This is a genomic window from Labilibaculum euxinicum, from assembly GCF_009795715.1.
GTDB lineage: Bacteria > Bacteroidota > Bacteroidia > Bacteroidales > Marinifilaceae > Labilibaculum > Labilibaculum euxinus.
Map to the genome: position 1 here is coordinate 1 of NZ_WTCR01000012.1, position 17,512 is coordinate 17,512.

At 37.3% G+C, this 17,512-nt stretch carries 13 protein-coding genes; 7 read left to right on the plus strand and 6 right to left on the minus strand.

What is annotated here, in order from left to right:
- The 6 genes from GQR60_RS20435 to GQR60_RS15150 all read right to left on the minus strand — a co-directional run.
- Positions 1 to 129 (minus strand): IS3 family transposase (locus tag GQR60_RS20435; protein WP_225441436.1); only part of this gene is annotated, 129 nt, incomplete at its 3' end.
- A 161-nt stretch (positions 130 to 290) separates the two neighbouring features.
- Positions 291 to 599, minus strand: coding sequence for a transposase (locus tag GQR60_RS15130; protein ID WP_124993743.1), 309 nt, complete (start codon positions 597 to 599; stop codon positions 291 to 293).
- Positions 600 to 793: 194 nt separating this feature from the next.
- Positions 794 to 1,771, minus strand: a complete 978-nt coding sequence (locus GQR60_RS15135) for a DUF4062 domain-containing protein (protein WP_124993744.1) — start codon at positions 1,769 to 1,771, stop codon at positions 794 to 796.
- A 176-nt stretch (positions 1,772 to 1,947) separates the two neighbouring features.
- Positions 1,948 to 2,349 (minus strand): hypothetical protein, encoded by a 402-nt coding sequence (locus GQR60_RS15140; RefSeq protein WP_124993745.1) that lies wholly within the window; start codon positions 2,347 to 2,349, stop codon positions 1,948 to 1,950.
- Between the two features lie 284 nt (positions 2,350 to 2,633).
- Positions 2,634 to 3,629 (minus strand): tyrosine-type recombinase/integrase, encoded by a 996-nt coding sequence (locus tag GQR60_RS15145; RefSeq protein WP_306598610.1) that lies wholly within the window; start codon positions 3,627 to 3,629, stop codon positions 2,634 to 2,636.
- Between the two features lie 468 nt (positions 3,630 to 4,097).
- Positions 4,098 to 4,838 carry a hypothetical protein gene (locus GQR60_RS15150; protein ID WP_124993747.1) on the minus strand — a complete coding sequence of 247 codons (741 nt, stop codon included), beginning with the start codon at positions 4,836 to 4,838 and terminating at the stop codon, positions 4,098 to 4,100.
- Positions 4,839 to 5,478: 640 nt separating this feature from the next.
- Between GQR60_RS15150 and GQR60_RS15155 the strand changes: the two genes are divergently transcribed.
- The 7 genes from GQR60_RS15155 to GQR60_RS15185 all read left to right on the plus strand — a co-directional run bounded on the left by GQR60_RS15155 (position 5,479) and on the right by GQR60_RS15185 (position 17,309).
- Positions 5,479 to 5,952, plus strand: coding sequence for a LutC/YkgG family protein (locus tag GQR60_RS15155; RefSeq protein ID WP_160463496.1), 474 nt, complete (start codon positions 5,479 to 5,481; stop codon positions 5,950 to 5,952).
- A 9-nt stretch (positions 5,953 to 5,961) separates the two neighbouring features.
- Positions 5,962 to 8,112: an L-lactate dehydrogenase (quinone) large subunit LdhH gene (gene ldhH, locus GQR60_RS15160; RefSeq protein WP_124993749.1), complete on the plus strand. Its 2,151-nt coding sequence runs from the start codon at positions 5,962 to 5,964 to the stop codon at positions 8,110 to 8,112.
- 12 nt (positions 8,113 to 8,124) lie between these two features.
- Positions 8,125 to 8,316 (plus strand): hypothetical protein, encoded by a 192-nt coding sequence (locus GQR60_RS15165; protein WP_124993750.1) that lies wholly within the window; start codon positions 8,125 to 8,127, stop codon positions 8,314 to 8,316.
- 16 nt (positions 8,317 to 8,332) lie between these two features.
- Positions 8,333 to 9,991 (plus strand): L-lactate permease, encoded by a 1,659-nt coding sequence (locus GQR60_RS15170; RefSeq protein ID WP_124993751.1) that lies wholly within the window; start codon positions 8,333 to 8,335, stop codon positions 9,989 to 9,991.
- 135 nt (positions 9,992 to 10,126) lie between these two features.
- Entirely contained in the window at positions 10,127 to 13,012 is a 2,886-nt protein-coding gene (locus tag GQR60_RS15175; protein ID WP_124993752.1) for an FAD-binding and (Fe-S)-binding domain-containing protein, read from the plus strand.
- 150 nt (positions 13,013 to 13,162) lie between these two features.
- Positions 13,163 to 15,988: an FAD-binding and (Fe-S)-binding domain-containing protein gene (locus GQR60_RS15180; RefSeq protein WP_124993753.1), complete on the plus strand. Its 2,826-nt coding sequence runs from the start codon at positions 13,163 to 13,165 to the stop codon at positions 15,986 to 15,988.
- Positions 15,989 to 16,073: 85 nt separating this feature from the next.
- Positions 16,074 to 17,309 (plus strand): hypothetical protein, encoded by a 1,236-nt coding sequence (locus GQR60_RS15185; protein ID WP_124993754.1) that lies wholly within the window; start codon positions 16,074 to 16,076, stop codon positions 17,307 to 17,309.
- The last annotated feature ends 203 nt before the right edge of the window (positions 17,310 to 17,512 follow it).

Consider the following 17,512-nt stretch of genomic DNA (forward strand, 5'->3'; position numbering starts at 1 on the left):
CATTATTCTGTACACTTTCTTGTGATTGATCTTATAACCTTTACGCTGAAGATACTTTGTCATTATTCGATAACCACAATCAATAAACTCATGCTCCAATACGCCTTTTATAGCTTCTACAACAGTCATTTCTTCAACCAGGCCATCCTTACTGTGATTGGTTTGCTTGCCAGGCAAAACACCTTTTCTGCCATTTAGCTTCTCTTTATAGTAATAACTACTCTCAGAGAGTCCTACATACTTTAATAGATCTTTGATACTTACAGTATATTTTTCGAAGAAACGATCTACTAGATTTTTCTTGGATCGTCTGTTCCAATTTTTTTTTTTAGAAGCTCTTTCTGAATTTCCAATTCTATTTCCCGGTCTGCTAAAAGCTTACGTAGAATCCGAATCTCTTCCTCAGCTTTCTTCATCTCTGGACTGCTGGTATCATATTTCACTTTTAAGCCAGCTTCTCCCTTGGTATCGAACTTCTTTTTCCAATTATAGAAAGATCCAGTACTAACATTATACCTTCTACAAACTTCTACTACATTACCTGTTTCTGCCTCGCTTAAAATGGCTAGTTTTTCTTCTAATGTCCAACGTCTTTTCATACCCTAAACTTAACTGTTTTAAATCTGAAATTTTACTCCAGTCTTTTTCGGGGCTAAACTACACAACGTTCAATGTATGGTGTCGTAAGGGATTACGTTGCTCAAAATCATCAGTTTACTCACCAAATTTGAGGCGAGCGTAAACGCTCGAAAACCTCCGAAACCCTTATGCACTATACATATTGTTGTGTGCTTTACTTTTTCACACTTTCAATCTTATAAATAGATAAAAACTTATTCCCCAAAGAGGAAATGATGAATTTATCGTATTCGATTTTCATGCCTGTATTTTTCATTTTTTGTCTCTCAACTAAACCAAAATTCAACAATAGAGGTACAAGTCTACTAGTTAAAAATCGTTGGATATCATTCGAAAGTGTAGATGAAACTCCTGTGGTTAATAAGCCTGTATAATTCAATAGTAGTTTTAAAGCCACAACATCTAAATCATTAATTTTATCAGCAGTCAAATTAGCAGGAACTGTTATTTTTGTCGATTTAAGCACACCCAAAACTTCATCATATGAATAATCTCCAATTGATTTATTCTTGCTAGGTTTCTTTGATAGACTTCCGAGTTTTGTTACTTGTTCCTGCAATTCATCACGCTCTTTGCGTATAATTTCAAGCTCTCCAAGTAGTATTGAGTTGTCTGGAATATCATCTCCTTTAATCCAACCCGTTAAATCATATTCGTTTTGTATGTCAATAATTGATTCCAATATAGATAGTTTTATATCACTTTCGTTATTGCAAAATCGACAAACTTTAGATAAAACTAAATCCTTGAACTTTTTATATTTATCTTGATTATCGAGTTCAAGAACTCCTTGTCCTTCACTTTTCACCTTATTATCCATCATTTCATCGTCAAGTACTATGGCAAAAAGCGGTTTTCCATTATCTAGTGCATACCTATACTCAATTTCTGTATATGACAGTTTAGAATCGGGCTCCAATGAACCGTAACGACCACCTAAAATAAGTACATAGATGTCTGATTCATCAATCCACTTTTTTATTGTAGTCAATTGACTTTTATTTCCAGCAGAAAACAATTCCATTCCTGCGGGAATATTACCTGCTCTTAACACAGCCTGAACTGCCGCTTGTCTCTCTTCTAATAAATCAGTATACGTTGAAGAAATAAAAATTTGTAGTTTTTTTTTCATATTTTGTAATTTCTAGGTCGTTCATTTGTATTGCACACAACGTTGAGTGTATGCAAAGTAGGCGATTTCGTGCTTCAAACCAATCAAACCGTTACGATGTTGAAGTGGGCTACAACCCTTTAATTTAGTACTATTTCGCCTATTTTGTATATACATTGTTATGGGCTTTTATTTTACTATTCTCCTTTCATCCAAGCATTAATTACACGCGCAATACTCTCTGGAGCTTCAATTTTAGTCTTAAATAAAATCAAAAATTCATGATAATAATCAAAACTTGAATAGTCAAATTCAACTTGGTCATTGGAATATTTTCTGAAAATCTCAGCAGTTTGGTTAAAATATTTTTCTGTATGAAAGTCTATTCGAACTCTGTCTTTAAAATCGATATTTCCAATCCATACTTCAGGAGGATGATATCGTTGATAAACAATATCAATTACTATTCCCTCCGAGTTTGTAAATGTTGCTTTCTGGTCATTTTCACTATTTAAGGAAAATCCAAGTTGTTTTAATGATTCTTTACCGTTTGCGACCAAAGGTTTAAAGTGTGTATCCGAATTTGTTATTCTGTCCATTTTTGAATTATTAGATGTTTGTGCAGAACATTTAATGAAAGCAAGAAATATAAGTATGGATAGTATGTATTTGAAAAGGCTCATATTAATTCCAATCATAATAAATCATAGTCTTATTTTTTAGATATTTTCGTTTTTTCTAATATATCAATCTATTTCTTTAGCACGTCTGTTCTAATTGCCCATAACGATTGTGTATGTGTAGTTACATTTATATTTCTTTTATCGATCTTAAAACATACACTTACACAGCTCATAGAGTGGTGTAAGTGTATATGTGTAGTTTACGTATCCTCAATAAGGCCATCAATTGGATTCTTAAATTTAATAAAGTCTTTATTAGAAACATGGGTATATATTTCAGTTGTTTTAGAACTTCCATGCCCCAACCATTCTTGAATATATCTTAAATCTGTTCCTTGTTCTAAATGATGCGTAGCAAAACTATGGCGCAAAATATGTGGGTAAACACGTTTCTTAACTCCAGCTTTTTGGGCTGCAGATTTTATAACATTTGATATACTCTTTGCACTGTAGGGTTTATTATTAGGTCCTTCAAAAACCCAGTTGCAAGGCGTATGCTTTTTATAATATTCTCTTAAGAGTAACAAAGTTGATTTAGCGAGTTGAACATATCGATCTTTTTTGCCTTTACCTGCTATTATCTTTATAAGCATTCGGTTGGAATCAATATCCTTTAACTCCATATTAATAGCCTCACATCTTCTCAATCCACAAGAATAAATTAAAGCAATTAAGCTTTTGTGTTTTATATTATTTGTAGAATTGATCATTGCTGCAATTTCATTTTTACTTAAAACATTTGGTAATGATTTTTCCTTTTTAGGTCTATCCACTGCAAAATATAGTTTTTCCCTACCTAATACTTTCTCGTAATAAAATTTTATCGCATTAATTCTTTGATTCTGTTGGCTAACAGACATTTTTTGTTTTTCTATTAAGCCAAGAATATAATTGTTTATATCTGTAGAAGTCAGTTCGTCTAAATTTTGATCTGTAAAAGCAGATTGAAAATCCCTAAAATATTTCGAATAAGTTTTAATCGTGCTTTCACTATATCTTACCCGAATCAGTTTTTCCAGGTAATCTGCAGGCAATATTTGTTCTGTACTTTTGTCTTTTTGGGGCGGAATAATTATTTCTGCAATAGTTGAGAATACCTCCTTAAACTTCCTGTAATCGAAATCTTTTCGGGCTATCCACCAGCACTTTTTCGTTTGGCTCCATCGGGTAGGGAAGCTCACCTTTAATAAATTCACAATTTCCGAACTGTAGTTAAATTGAATGACTACAATTTCTTTACTGCGATGCGTATTGGCCGATGGGTGGATTTTTATGCTCATTTACATGCTCTTATTAGAGGTTCACTAAATTATAAAATGAATATTGTTTAACAAAGTAGAATCATGTTAAATAAGCAGGAAATAAGCTGATCCTTTTGCCGGAAAAACAAAAAAAACATCCCCGGCCTAAGCCAGAGATGTTTCCTTTCTTCAGTTGTATGTAGTAATTAAAAAAAATGATTCGAGTTGCTTGAATTGGTATTGCTATCGGCCTTTTTTGTATTCCAATCGCAAATAATATACACCTATCGGATAATTTGATTGATCTATCGGTACAAAAAATCATCTATCTGGCAATTTGAATAGTCTATCGGATAATTTGATGTCCTATCGGCTAAAAAACCATCCTATCGAAAAAGAGATCAACAATCGCAGGTGTTTCAGCTACTCTTCAGTTTTTTTTGATTCATTTCTTTCCCGTCCTTTGCGCAAATAATCACTCGAGTACCTTTTTTGTTTCTCTTCGTCGTTCCAGAAGGCGTACTTGCCATAGGCACGAATTTCGTCGACCAATTGCTTCAGGTAAGTGTAGGCTCGGTCGCGCATTAGTTTTTCAGGTCGGTTTTTGCTGTTTTTTACGCCGTCAACCTTGTTCATCAGGTCGAAAAGCTCGTGCGAGAGCTGTAGGGCACGCTCGGTTTTTGTTGTATCAAAAAGGATGGCTTCCAAAGGTTCAGGATGTTGTCTGGCAAAAGCGGGGTAGTCGCTCATGTCCTGAATTAAATCCATGTGGCTGTTGCCATCAAGAATGTTTTGCAGTTTTTTCAGAATATCCGGATGGTTTCGGTAGGCAAACTGAAAATCATACTTTAATTCGCGTTGCAGCAGGCTGGCTTCCTCAATTTTTTCTTCCCACTCTTGTGTGCTGGTTAAAGCCGATTCATAAACAGCAGTCCAAACCGATTGCTGTTCCTGCAAAAATTTAGCTCTTGGTGCAAGCTCATTAATTGTATCCTCGCTGAGTCCTTTTGCCAAAAGCTCTTCTTTGTCTTCCAGGGCATATTGGTGAAGTACTCCGGCCTCGCCAATGGCAATGGCTACTGGGATGGCAGTCGAAACAATTTTGTCTTCAGAAATTTCAAGAACCAATTCATTAATTGTTTTTGTTGCAGTTGTATCTGTCATTTTTTTAAAATTTTTAGGGTTAAAACATCAACCTGGTTTGTATAAATAATCATTTGGGGTTCTGAAAGTAGGAAATGTATGTTAATAATAAAAATTTATGTGAAATAATTTTTAATTTATTTTATGATATTATTACAAAGCCTCTGAATTTTAGATAGTTTAACTGTAATTTTTCATTATAGATAAGTGGTGTTCTGATTTTTCTTTTTTTTATAAGGAGTAATTGTGCAGATAATAAGCTGCCCAAAGCTGCAAATTCATCCATCTAAAATCTGGTCATTTTACCGTCTTAAACTGAACATCTGTTCAAAACAGCACATGTGCCAATGTTCGGGCGTGCAGAAATGAACACCTCCGAAATCGTTTTAAATCCCATTTCCTGAAAACCTTTGCGTAGGCTAATGGTCAGGTATTCAAGATGTAGTCTAATAGAATGATTCTGAATAACGAGAGTGTGAAATTCTTGGCATCCCTCTTGGTTAGAGAGATTCCCAAATAGTCATCTTTTCAGACTAAAATGATTAAAACCTATAAACTAAAATATATGAAACGTCCGTGCCAAATCTATTTTTGACACACAAGGAGATGAGTATCCTTGCATGGTAAGTTCCATATGGCAAAAACTTTAAATTATAATCATATGAATAACCTGGAATTTTTTTTAGACAAATCAGCACTGGTCGGAAACGAAAATCAGATTCTGTCTTCTGAAGAATTTAAAAACCTCTTACAAAAGGAAAGCTTCGAATACATCGATGTTCCAAGTTTTAGTCAGTTAAAAGATATACAAGCCGGAGAAGCGGGAATCAAAAATGCTCTTATCGAAGTTGATTACGCCATTGCGGAAACAGGAACGGTTGTTATTGATAGCATCAACGAAAACAAACGTTTGGCAACCTGTTTGGCCGAGAAGCTGTTTGTTGTGATGCCCATAAGCAAGCTGGTTACCAGTTTAAACGATGTGGCCGGTTTTATTGAGGAGAGAACTTCGGATATGGGGGGTTATGTTGCTTTTATTACGGGTGCCAGCCGAACAGCAGATATTGAGCGTGTTTTAACGGTTGGAGTGCACGGACCAAAAGAGATGGCAGTTTATATTGTAAACGATTTATAAGTAGAAGCGATGAATATACAAGATAAAATACAGGAAAAAATAAACGATGAGGTTTTGTATAAAAACCTGAAAGGTTTTGCAACAGCCTATAAGGCTTCTAAGGAAAATGCTTATAAGGGCTTGGATTTTGAAGCGCTTCGAACAAGGGTTCACGACATAAAAGACCGTGACCTAAACAAGGTAATGGAACAATTCCACCAGTTTAAAGCGAATGTTGAGAAGCACGGCTGTAAAGTGTTTCAGGCAAAAACAGGCGGGGATGCGTGCAAATACATTGCTGATGTAATGAAAAAACACAATGCTAAATTCATGGTGAAGAGTAAATCGATGACTTCGGAAGAGATTTTACTCAACCATTATTTAGAGAAGGAGGGACTGCAGCCAATCGAAACCGATTTGGGAGAGTGGATTCTGCAGTTGGCCAACGAGCATCCATCGCACATGGTAATGCCGGCCATTCATAAAACCAGACAGCAGGTTGCAAAGATATTTTCTGATTATACAGGAGAGGCGGTAGATCCTGAAGATATTAAAGCAATGGTGGAAATTGCACGCAGATTTCTTCGCGAATCTTATTTTAAAGCAGGTGTTGGAATGACAGGGGCGAATGTTGCCGTAGCCAGTACAGGTACAATTGGTTTGGTCACCAACGAAGGAAATGCCCGATTGTCGTCTACCGTGCCTCCTGTGCACATTGTTTTGGTCGGATACGAGAAATTGTGCGACGATTTTAATCAGGCTTTGGATATTGTTCGGGTATTGCCGAAAAGTGCTACCGGACAAACCATAACATCATATACTACATGGATTAAAGGGAGAGTTCCATCTCATAAAAATGAAGACGGCGTAAAGGAAACTCATTATGTGTTTTTGGATAACGGACGTTTGGCATTTTTCGAGCATCCTAAGTTTAAAGAAGCATTAAAGTGTGTGCGCTGCGGTAGTTGTGCCAACATTTGTCCGGCTTACGAAATGGTTGGAGGTCATGTTTACGGCGATCGTTATATCGGTTCAATTGGTCTGATTTTAACAGCCCTTTATCAGGGCGATGAAGCGGCCAAGGACATTTTAAAAATGTGCATTGGTTGCCGTGCCTGTTCTTTTAATTGCCCTTCGGGCATTGATTTGCAGGCTTTAATTTCTGATTTGAAATTGGTTGTCGGCAAAAAATACGGCATCAATCCTATCAAGAAAAAAGTATTTAAAAGCTTGGTTGCAAAGCCCGGTAGAATGAAGTCTGTTTTGAGTTTAGGGGCTAATTTCCAGTTTCCGTTAACGAAAACCAATCCATCAAATCAGGAAAAAATTATTGGTACCATTCCAATGCTGCCTAAAGAAATGGATTTCAGAAAATTTCCGGCTTTGGCTTCAAAAACCTTTAGCAAGCGTTTTTACAAAGATGGATACGATCAGTTTTCATCCGAAAGAAAAGTATTCTTCTATCCTGGTTGTGCTATCGAATATTTTTATCCTGAAATGGGACTGGCAATGGTCAAACTGCTTCAGAAGAGTGGATTTCAGGTTGATATTCCTAAAAAAGCAGCATGTTGCGGCATTCCTGCCATTGCATCGGGCGATCCCGAAAATGCAAAAAGCATGATTTACAATACTCTTGATAATTTACAAGAACCTAAAGACTATGAAGCTCTGTTGGTATTGTGTCCTACTTGTGGGGGAGCCATTAAGCATGAGTTTCTGGATTTTACCAAAGAAGATCCAAACCGTTACAAAAAAGCGGCTCAATTGGGTGATATGGTAACACCAATCGGGAAGTTTTTAGAAAAAAACAACATCCGCTTTAAAGTGAAAGGGAACAAGAAGGTTACCTATCATACACCTTGCCACGATTCCAGATCACTGGATTATTCTGCAGAAGCTTTCCTTTCCAAATTAATCGGAAAACAATTTATTCCATTAACCGACAGCAATGTGTGCTGTGGTTTTGGAGGAACTTACTCTCTCGACTTTGCAACCATATCAAACGGAATATTAACCAAGAAAATAGAAAATATTGAGGCAAGTAATGCTGAGATATTGGTTACCGATTGTCCGGGATGTGTAATGCAGATTAACGGAGGTTTGATGCATAAAAAAGTGCCTGTTAAAGTACTTCATCTAACCGAATTTATTGAGAAGTATGTTGAAATCATCGGGAAATAAAAACAATGAATTATGGACTTCAATAATGATAAGGTTGATATCAATAAAAGTCTGGAAGCTCTAAAACAAAAGCTTATGGACCTTGACGTTTTGATGCACACTAGTGCAATGAACGGAAATCTTAAAAAATTGGACAATTCAATCATCGAAAAATACAGTAGATCTAACCCGTTTACTACGATCACTAATACAATTTGTAACTAAACCTAAACTATTTTTTATGGATGCATTATTAGCTTTTTCGCCTATTTTATTAACCATCGTACTGATGGTTGGCTTCAATTGGGGAGCAAAAAAGGCTTTGCCTTTATCACTGCTGCTATCGGTGATTGTTGCTTACACAGTATGGGAAATTGATATATTCCACATCATGGGCTATTCAGTTTTTGGATTTCTGAAAGCATTGGATATTTTAATCATTATTTTTGGTGCGATTCTCATTTTAAATACCATGAAGTTGTCGGGAGCTATGGCAACGATTAATAATGGATTTAACGGAATTACCACCGACCGAAGAATTCAGGCCATTATTATAGGTTTCATGTTCGGTGCATTTATTGAAGGTGCAGCCGGATTTGGAACTCCTGCCGCCTTGGCCGGTCCTTTGTTGGTCGGACTCGGATTCCCTCCTTTGGCCGCAGCAATGGTTGCTTTAATTTACAATTCGGTTCCGGTTCCTTATGGTGCGGTTGGTACTCCAATTAGTGGAGGTGCAATGGTAACTCTAGAGCAAAATTTAACTGATATAGGTGCTAATGCCGATGTATTTAAAATGGCATTAACCAAATGGATTGCAATTCCGAATGCATTGGTTGGTATCTTTATTCCTTTGTTGGGTATCATGATTATGACCAGGTTCTTTGGAAAGGAAAAATCGATTAAGCCTGCATTGGCAGCAGCTCCGTTTGCAATTTTTGCCGGTTTGGCTTTCGCAATTCCTTACGTATTAATCGCTTCAACTCTGGGACCCGATCTTCCATCATTACTAGGTGCATTTATTGGTCTTGGAATTATCATTTTTGCGGCAAAAAGAGGTTTCCTTATGCCTAAAACGCCATGGGATTTTCCTCCAAAATCAGAGTGGGAAGAAAATTGGAAATCTAATGATTCCAATGGTGATACCGGTGAAGCAAAAATGGGATTGGTGAAAGCATGGATGCCATACGTATTAATCGCCGTTATTTTAGTGGTGACCCGTATTCCGTCTTTAGGTTTAAAAGGATGGTTGGCCTCTCAAACACTAATTCTTTCGAATCTTTTTGGTATTGATGGGTTAACGTACGTATTGAAGTGGGCTTATTTACCGGGAACAATCCCTTTTATTTTGGTAGCAGTGATCACAAATTTCATGCATAAAATGCCATTAAAACAGGTTGTTTCTTCCTGGAAAACAACTTTTAAACAAATAACAGGTGCGGCAATTGCCTTATTTGCAGGTGTTGCTATGGTTCAATTGATGTTGAAATCGGGAACGAACGGAGCCGGAATGGATAGTATGCTAACCACTATGGCTACAGCTATTGCTGATTTATCAGGAAATGCTTATCCAATAATAGCACCTATCGTTGGTGTTTTAGGATCTTTTATGTCAGGATCGGCTACTGTTTCTAACCTGTTGTTTGCTTCACTTCAGTTCGAAACGGCTACAATTTTAGGGATACCTCAGGTATTAATTGTTGCAGTTCAAACCATTGGTGCGGCATTAGGAAACATGATATGTGTAAACAATGTTGTTGCAGTTTGTGCAACCGTTGGTTGTATTGGTGCCGAAGGAACAATTATAAGAAGAAACTCAATACCAGCCTTAATTTACTATTTAATGGTAATGATAATTGTTGTTGTTTTGATTTCATCGGGCTTTAATCCACTGCCATTGTAAAATATTAGGAACCAAATTTTCAAGGAATTGAAAATTTGGTTCATTTTTAAAGACTGAAAACGTACATTTGTCATACAAGTTACCAATTTAAGGTTCTACTATTATTTGAATACTTGATCATAAAATCAAAAAAAAATGCTTACAGGAGAATATAAGAAGTTCTATCATGAGATTAAAGCTACAATAGAAACTTCACGTTTGTATACTGATGAAATAAGAAATTTGGCGTATGGAACTGATGCTGGTTTTTATCGATTAATCCCTCAGATTATTATTCGGGCAAAAGATGAAGCTGAAGTACAAAAGGCTGTTATTTTAGCTAACAAGTATAATTTGCCGGTTACTTTTCGTGCAGCAGGAACCAGTTTGGCAGGTCAGGCAATTACCGATTCTATTTTAATTATTGCAGGAAAACATTGGGAAGATTTTGATGTCCTTAAAAACGGCGAAGCAATTCGTATGCAGCCGGGTATGGTGGGCAGTCGTGTAAATAAGGTTTTGGCACCTTACGGAAAAAAACTCGGACCAGATCCAGCATCTATTAATTCTGCAATGATCGGAGGTATTGTTATGAATAACGCCTCGGGTATGAATTGTGGTACTCATGAGAATTCTTATAAAACAATCCTTTCAGCTCGTTTAATATTTGCCGATGGTACCATTTTGGATACCGGGGATGCTGCAAGTAAGGCTAATTTTAAAAAGACACATGGCAATTTTATCCGCCAAATTGAAGAGATACGCGATAAGGTACGTGCAAACAAAAAGTTGGCCGACCGTATTCGTTACAAATACAGTATTAAAAATACTACTGGTTTAAGCATTAATCCTTTTATTGATTATACCGATCCTTTTCAGATTATCGTGAATTTGATGGTAGGATCAGAGGGTACTTTGGCTTTTATGTCGGAATTAACCATGAAGACTGTGGTAAATCATAAATTTAAGGCCAGTGCAATGATATACTTTAGTGATATCGTTACAGCTTGTCAGTCGGTGGTGACCATAAAGCCCGGTCCGGTACACGGAGCTGAGATGTTGGATAGAGTTGCTTTGCGATCCGTTGAAAATGCCGATGGCATTCCTCCGTTTATTAAAGATTTTCCTGATGGTGTAACTGCTATTCTGGTAGAAACATTGGCCAATAGTAAAAGTGAATTGAATGCCAATATTAGTGAAATTAAATCGCTGTTGTCGGCCTACGAAACGGTTCGCCCAATCGAATTTACCGATAAACCAGAGGAGTATTCTAAATATTGGGATATCCGAAAAGGAGTATTTCCTGCGGTTGGTGGTTTAAGAGAAACAGGTACTACTTGTATTATCGAGGATGTAGCCTTTCATATCGATGATTTGCCAAAGGCAACTTTAGATTTGCAGAATTTGATTGCTAAATATGGATACAAAGATGGTGTGATTTACGGTCATGCTTTGGAAGGAAATTTTCACTTTATCTTCAATCAGAATTTTGATAAACCCGAAGAATTGGAGCAGTATAAAAGCTTTATGCACGAGGTGGATGAATTAGTGATTGACAAGTACGATGGTTCGCTGAAAGCAGAGCATGGAACGGGCAGAAATATGGCTCCGTTTGTAAAACATGAATGGGGCGAAGAGGCTTATCAGTTGATGAAAGATGTAAAGCAACTTTTCGATCCTAAAAATTTACTGAATCCGGGCGTTATTATTAACGAAGATCCGGAGTGTTATACTAAGAATTTTAAAACACTTGCTCCTGTTCACGAGTTGGTTGATAAATGTATTGAATGTGGTTTTTGTGAGGTAAACTGTTTAACCGCTGGTTTTACGCTATCTGCTCGTCAGCGTACTGTTGTACAGCGGGAACTAAAACGTCTGGAAACTACAGGAGAGGATCCGGAACGATACAAAATATTGAAGAAAGGATTTGATTATCTTGGTGAGCAGACTTGTGCCGGGGATGGCTTATGTGCAACGTCCTGCCCTGTAGGTATCGATACCGGTAAGTTCATTAAATACCTTCGGTCCTTAAATGTGGATACTCCGCGTGCTTTTAAAATCAGTCAGAAAGTTGCTGATAATTTCTCAACGGTTGGTTCTACTATTCGTGGAGGTTTAAAATTCGTGAATGGTGTTCATACGGTGATGGGTTCTACTTTACTTGGAGCTGTTGCCGGTGGTTTTAGAACCTTAAGCGGAAATAACATTCCCTTGTGGACTCCAGCTATGCCGAAAGGAGCAAATGCACCAAAACCAAAACCGATTAACAAGGAGAATCCATTACGAGTGGTTTACTTTCCATCGTGTATTGCACAAACCATGGGACCTGCAAAAGGAGATCCTTACAAGGAGCCATTGCATATGGTTACCCAAAAGTTACTTGAAAAAGCAGGTTACGAGGTAATTTTCCCTGAAGGAATGAGCAATTTATGCTGCGGTACTCCATGGGAAAGTAAGGGCTTGATCAAGCATGCCGATCAGAAATCATCTGAATTGGAAGCTGCTTTGGTAAAAGCTTCTGAAAATGGAAAATACCCTGTTTTATGCGATACTTCTCCATGTTTGTACCGAATGAGAAGAGTGATGGATAAAACATTAAAGCTTTATGAGCCGGTTGAATTTATTCATGAATTCTTAATGGACAAATTGAACTTTAAAAAGGTAAATGAGGTTATTACTATTCACTCCACTTGCACGACTACTAAGATGGGATTAACTCCGGCATTAAAAACAGTAGCCGAAGCTTGTGCACAGCACGTAGTGTTGCCCGAAGAAGTTGGATGTTGCGGTTTTGCAGGAGACAGAGGTTTTAATTTTCCGGAAGTAAACAAGTATGCTTTGCGAAAACTGTATCCAATTATTGAGAAGGAAAAGGTGATTGCAGGCTATTCAAACAGTAGAACCTGTGAGATTGGCTTGAGTACAAATGGCAGAGTACCTTACATGTCGATTATTTATTTGGTGGACCGTGTAACAACAGGAAAAAACAAGCAAGTTAATTACAAGAAAAAGAAGGCGAAAAAACAGGTGGCTGCAATTTAATGTCCCGACCGTTATTCGTTGTAAGATTATAAAAGGATTAAATTTTTTTACAAGCTGAAAAAAAGAAAAGAAAGACTTGATTGCCATTTTCAGTTTGTAGAAAAATCCTTGGGAAGGATAGTTTAGTTCATATTTGAAAATTAAAAAAATATGCTGACAGGAGAATATAAAATTTTATATGAACGATTGCTGAAGTCAATTGATAAGAACAGAATGTTTCATGATCCTCTTCATACGCTTGCATGGGGAACCGATGCGAGTTTTTACAGACTGATACCTAAATTGGTAGTAAAGTCGAAAAGCGAGGAAGAAGTGAGTTTAATTATGCGGGAATGTCATAATTTAAACATACCGGTTACTTATCGTGCTGCAGGAACCAGTTTATCGGGGCAGGCAATCAGCGATTCTGTTTTGGTGGTTGCGGGAGAGCATTGGAAAAAGCATACGATACTTGATAATGGAGAGAAAATTCGTCTTCAGCCAGGTATTACGGGTGCCCGTGCAAATGCTTTGCTGGCACGCTACGGTAAGAAAATCGGACCGGATCCGGCTTCTATTAATGCTGCGATGATTGGTGGTATTGCTGCCAATAATGCATCAGGAATGTGTTGCGGAACTTCCGAGAATTCCTACAAAACAATCGATTCTATCCGTGTAATCTTGCATGATGGAACCGTTCTGGATACCTCCTGTAAGGAAAGTATTGCTTCGTTTAAAAATACTCATTTTGATATGCTGAAGGGCATTAGTCAATTGGCCGCAGCTATTCGGAAGAATAAGACTTTGGATGCCCGGATTCGTGAGAAATTCAAAATGAAGAATACAACCGGTTACAGCCTGAATGCTTTGGTTGATTACAAGGATCCGATTGATATTTTAACTCACCTTATGATTGGTTCTGAGGGAACCTTAGGATTTATTTCAGAGGTGGTTTACAGAACGGTAATTGAGCACAAGCACAAAGCAAGTTCGTTAATGATTTTCCCTGATATTGAGAAAGCCTGCCGGGCGGTTTCAATTTTAAAATCGGAGCCTGTTGCTGCGGTTGAATTAATGGATAGGGCTGCATTGCGTTCGGTTGAGAATGATGTTGGAGTGCCTGCTTATTTAAAAACACTTTCGGTTGGTGCATCGGCTATTTTAGTGGAAACCAGAGCGGGCGATGCTAAAACATTAAACAAGCAGATTGAAATAATTACAAATTCCGTTCGGGATATTCAGGTGGAATTGCCAATTGAATTTACTCATGTTCCGGCAGAATTTGCAATGCTTTGGAAAATCCGTAAAGGTTTGCTTCCAACAGTTGGCGGTATGCGTAAGGTTGGTACTACTGTTATTATCGAAGATGTTTGTTTTCCGGTACTAAAGTTAGCCGAGGCAACTTTAGATCTTCAAGACTTGTTTAAAAAGTACAAGTATTCGGAAGCAGTTATTTTTGGTCACGCTTTGGAAGGTAATTTGCACTTTGTATTTACTCAGGATTTTGGAACCCAGCCGGAAATCGACAGGTATGCCAAATTCATGGATGAATTGGCTGAATTGGTTGTTGGCCGTTACGATGGTGCTCTAAAAGCAGAACACGGTACCGGACGAAATATGGCTCCTTATGTTGAAATGGAGTGGGGGACAGATGCTTACAATCTGATGAAGGAAATCAAGGCCATCTTCGATCCTCATTTTTTAATCAATCCGGGAGTTATCCTGAATGCCGATAAACAAGCTCATTTAAAGGATTTGAAACCTCTTCCTGCTGCTCACGAAAAAATAGATCAGTGTATGGAGTGTGGTTTTTGCGAACCATCATGTGTATCACACAACTTGACTTTAAGTCCGCGTCAAAGAATTGTCACCTACCGCGAAATTACCCGCCTGAAAGCCTCAGGAGAGACTCCTCACGAGTTAGCCGGTATGGTAAAACAATTCGATTACGAGGCCTTGCAAATGTGTGCTACCGATAGTTTGTGTGCGCTTAGTTGTCCTGTAAAAATTGATACCGGCAAATTGGTTAAGGAACTTCGGGCGGATGATGCATCACCAAAAGCTAAGAAATATGCTATGTGGTGTGCCGATAATATGGATAAAGTTCAGTCCTATGCTAAAGTGGGTCTGAATACTGTGAATTTCTTTCACTCCATACTTGGATCAGGCTTGATGGGTGGAATTGCTGGTGGTGTAAGAACTTTATCAGGAAATACAATTCCTCGCTGGACCAAGGCTTTTCCAAAAGGATCACCCAAAATTGTGCCTCCTTCAGTAAATAAGAGCAATCCTAAAAAGGTTGTGTATTTCCCATCTTGTATCAACAGAAGTATGGGTGTATCGAAAGATTACGACGAGAAGGTGGCTTTGACCATTAAGATGGAGAAGTTGATTAAAAAGGCAGGATATGAAATTATTTATCCTGAGGATTTAAACAACCATTGTTGTGGTATGGCATTTTTGAGTAAAGGCTTTAAAGAAGCAGGAATGAAAAAATCCAATAATTTGGAAGCCGCTTTGAAAAAAGCAAGCAACAACGGAGAATATCCAATTCTCTGCGACATGAGCCCTTGCTTGTATACCATGAAGGAGAATATGGAGTCAAGATTGAAACTATACGAACCAATTGAATTCATAATGGATCATTTGAAAGATCATTTGAATTTTAAACAACTTGATGAAACAGTTTCAGTATTTGCAGTATGTTCTGCTAAAAAATTAGGTGTGGAAGATAAGCTGGTTGATCTGGCTAAACTATGTGCTAAAAATGTTGTTAAGCCTGACACAAATTGCTGTGGTTTTGCCGGAGACAGAGGTTTTACTCACTCCGAATTGAATGATCATGGTTTGCGGGATCTTAAAATTCAACATCCTGCCGAAGTTAAGCATGGCTATTCAACAAGCAGAACCTGCGAAATTGGTTTGACATTAAACAGCGGCGTTTCTTATCAATCAATAGTTTATTTGGTTGATAAGGCTACAACAGCAAAAAATTAAATTTTATTAATCGTTATTATTTAGATAGTTATGATCATTGTAAACTAATGATCAGGTTCTGTCTAGTGCCTAAAAATCTGAAATTATGAAAAAAATATATCTATTGATTATCGGACTTCTTCCATTGGTTGGAATGGCTCAGAAAGCTGATGAAGTAAAAGTTAAGTTAAGCGGCTTTGTAACTGCAGAAGCAATATTTGATTCAAGAAAGACTGTTAATACCCGCGAAGGAGATGTAATTCTTTATCCGGCAGCAAAATCTTTTGATGCGAATGGCGCCGATTTAAATGACCGGTCAGAATTGTTTATGACTACCATTCACTCACGACTAAATGTTGGTGTTACAGGATTCGAGGCTTTTGGTGCTAAAGGATCAGCAACAATTCAAGGTGATTTCGTGGGTACTTCGAATGATAAAATTGGTTTATTTCGTTTGCGACATGCATTTGTAAAATTAGATTGGGGAAAAGATGAACTTTTGGTGGGTAAAACCTGGCATCCTATGTTTGTAACCTCTTGTTATCCTGATGTATTGCATTGGGGTGGAGGTCTGCCGTTTAATGTATTGGGAAGAGCTCCTCAGTTTAGATATACCCGCAAGTTAGGAGATAGAGGTTATGCTTTTATTGCGGCATTATCCGAAATGGATTTTAAATCGAATGGTCCGGATGGTGCCGATGTTAAATATGTACAGCAAGCCAGTATTCCTGAATTTTCAGCTCAGGTTAAGTACGATTTTGCGAAAGGATTTACTTTGGGTGCAACAGCAGGTTATAAATTCTTAAAGCCTATGGTTGTAAATTCAGCAGGTTTAAAAACCGACGAAATGTTGAGCAGTTACCAAATGAATGCCTGGATGACTGTAAAAACGGATAAATTGGTTTGGAATTTGCAAACGATCTACGGGCAAAACATGTATAACTTTGTGATGATAGGCGGCTACGGAGTGAAAGGTGTTAAGGCCAATGGTGATTACGAATACACAAATGTGAAAACATCTTCAATTTGGTCTGATTTACATACAAGAACGGGTAATGTACGCTATGGACTTTTTGCAGGTTATACCAAGAACTTAGGTGCTGATGATAATTTGGCAATGAATGGAAGTAGTTTTGTGGGTTTGTATAGCCGTGGTTCAAATATTGATTATATCTATCAGTTTGGTCCCAGAGTTGAATTTCATTCGGGAAGTTTCATGATTGGAACTCAAGCATTATATACTGCAGCAGCTTACGGAACAACTCAAATTAACGGTAAGGTGGCAGATTCAAAAGAAGTGGGAAGTACTCGTGTAAGTGTACATTTTAAATATTCATTTTAAGAATATAAAATGAAATTAGGAAAGTCTGTTTTTCAATTTTAAGTGTTTAGGAAACAAGTTCGTCAAAGAATAGGTTCCTTAATTTACAATTAGCTTCGGTTTATAATCGGAGCTAATTTTTTATTATATATATTAATAATGCTGTATATGTAACTATTATACTGACTATCAAAATCATGTTAAGTTCTGAGAAACATCAAATG